Genomic DNA, 2316 nt, shown 5'->3' on the forward strand with positions numbered 1-2316 from the left:
CCGCCGGGTAGCCGGGTGAGCCTTGCGGCTCTCCCAGCCCCCTCAGAACCGTGCGTGCGACTTTCACCGCACACGGCTCAAGCCTTCAAGCCCTTGTACCCAACTCGCTGATGGTGCGCGTGATGGCACCAGCGATGCACCAACATCCGGTTGTCTAACGTGTTCTGTCCCCCAGCGTGTCTCGGCTTGACGTGGTGGTCGTCCATATCCTCCACTGCAAGCGGAAGACGGCACATACCACACACGCTGTCTTGACGGCGCAGGAGTTCCAATTTGTCTTTCTGGTGAATCTGTCGCGCAATCGTGCGCTTATGTCGGTTCTGCCAGTAGTCCCGCAGCGCCGGGTCGAAGGGCGATGATTTCCCTTCCACCTTCGTGAAGCGGGTGACTGGCGTAGCCGAACGGCGCAGAAGTTGTGCGCTGCCCTGGTAGAACGTCCAGAGGCCGTCATTGCGGAAGTACCGCTGCTTGACCCATTTGGCGGGTTTGTTGGGGTGTCGGCGTCTGGCCCACACCCACAACATCTGCCACATCCTATGGTCAGCCTTGTCGAAGGTTTCTTTAGCCGCGCAGTGACGGTAATAGTTCGCCCATCCACGAATGACGGGGTTAAGGTCACTGATTACCTGACCTGCTGGAGTCTGTTCGTGGCTCTTCAGGTACGCCTTGATGCTCCGCAGATGTTGCAGCACCTTGTCTTTGGCAGGTTTGGTGAGCAACGTTCCCTTGAAGCGGCGTACGGTGAACCCCAGAAAGTTGAACCCTTCATCTACATGGACGATGCGGGTCTTGGCTTCGCTGAGTTCCAGACCGCGTTGCCGTAGGAAGTCCGTGAGTTTGGGCATCACGTATTCCTCCAACCCCTCTTTTGAGGGCGCGGTCACCACGAAGTCGTCCGCATAGCGGACGACGCTCAGTCCCCGGTTGAGTCCCTTCCGCTTGGCCGGGGCAACAGGGTTGCCCCGCGCATCTTCCGCTCCGAACAGCCGTTCCAGGCCGTCAAGAGCAATGTTCGCCAGAAGCGGCGAGATGATGCCGCCTTGGGGCGTTCCTGCGGGGCTGTTCGACTTGTGCCCGAACTCCACCACCCCTGCCTTAAGCCAGCGGCGGATGACCTTCGTGAACATCGGAAGCTTGCTCAGCAGGGCGTCATGACGGATGTTGTCAAAGCATCCGCTGATGTCGGCATCCAGCACCCATTCGCTGCATCCGCGCTTATTCATGGTGGTATGGATGGCGGTAATGGCGTCCATCGTGCTTCTTCCCGGTCGGAACCCGTAAGAGTTGGCCTCAAAGCGGGATTCCCATTCCGGCTCAAGTGCGAATTTCACGATGGCCTGCATCACCCTGTCCTTCACGGTTGGAATCCCCAGCGGACGGATTTTCCCGTTAGCCTTCGGGATGTAGACCCTTCGGACAGGCTTAGGTCGGTAGCCCTTCAGGGTCAGACCTTCCTGAAGGAGTTGAATACGGGCTTCCGGTGTGTCTACGACAACGCCGTCCACCCCCGGAGTGTGCTTGCCTGGATTCTGCTGGGTCACCTGACGAATGGCCAGCATCTTCGTAGCAGTTGAGCGAACGAGGAGCTTTTGAAGGTTCTTCACCTTCGCGTGTTCTCCGTTCTGGGCGGCCCGGAAAATTCGTTCCTGAAGTCGCCTTACTTCCCCTTCGGCAGCAGTCCAGTTGATGTTCTGCCACTTCAAGGGTTGTCCCTTGGTCTGTTCAATGACCAGCATTGTCTAACGTCTCCTTGGGTGAGGGCGATAAGGACTTGCAATTCCGGCGAAGACCACTACTGGAAGTCAGCGCCCTTTCAGGCTGGGTATCTCCGCTTTTGCGGCCCTATCCCCACCGTTCCAGTGGGGCCTTCGCTTTTTCCACGTTCCTTTACCCCCTGCACCGTCCCCGTTCCTTGCGGTTCGGATACCACCGAAGTGGGGTGCGTGGGGTTTACCCTGTTGACCGAAGAGGATTCAAACGCTTGGGGGTGGGTGCCATCTGTGACCCGGTGGGATTTATGAATACCGCTGGCCGTAGCCGTACCGACCAGTCCTACCCACTTACCATTTTGGTTCTGGCGTGACAGCCTCTTTCGCCAGTTCGCCTTAACGGGCCGTACAAACGATGGTTCGCTTTCGCTCACCCGTCCCAAGCTCCCCCTAGTTCGAAGCAGGGTTGAGGCTCCCTGCTGCCGAAACATTGTCCCCAAGGCTCCGCACGTCGGATTACTCCTTCGCACGCTTGGGTAGGGGCATCTGGGTATTACAGAGTCCATTACTGGTATTCCTCTCCGACCCTTTCAGGTCGCAAACGGCT

The 2316-nt window shown here is 58.2% G+C and carries 1 protein-coding gene; it reads right to left on the reverse strand.

The genetic code is table 11. From position 1 onward, the window contains the following. Positions 1-77: 77 nt before the first annotated feature. The gene (ltrA, locus tag Q355_RS0113110; protein ID WP_027878188.1) at positions 78-1736 is read right to left on the reverse strand and encodes a group II intron reverse transcriptase/maturase; all 1659 of its coding nucleotides are present in this window, start codon (positions 1734-1736) and stop codon (positions 78-80) included. Positions 1737-2316 lie beyond the last annotated feature (580 nt).

The organism is Meiothermus cerbereus DSM 11376 (genome assembly GCF_000620065.1).
Taxonomy (GTDB): Bacteria; Deinococcota; Deinococci; order Deinococcales; family Thermaceae; genus Meiothermus; species Meiothermus cerbereus.

What these genes read in the sequence shown, in the direction of transcription:
- ltrA (WP_027878188.1), bottom strand. Translation starts at nt 1,736, where the DNA reads ATGCTGGTCATTGAACAGACCAAGGGACAACCCTTGAAGTGGCAGAAC.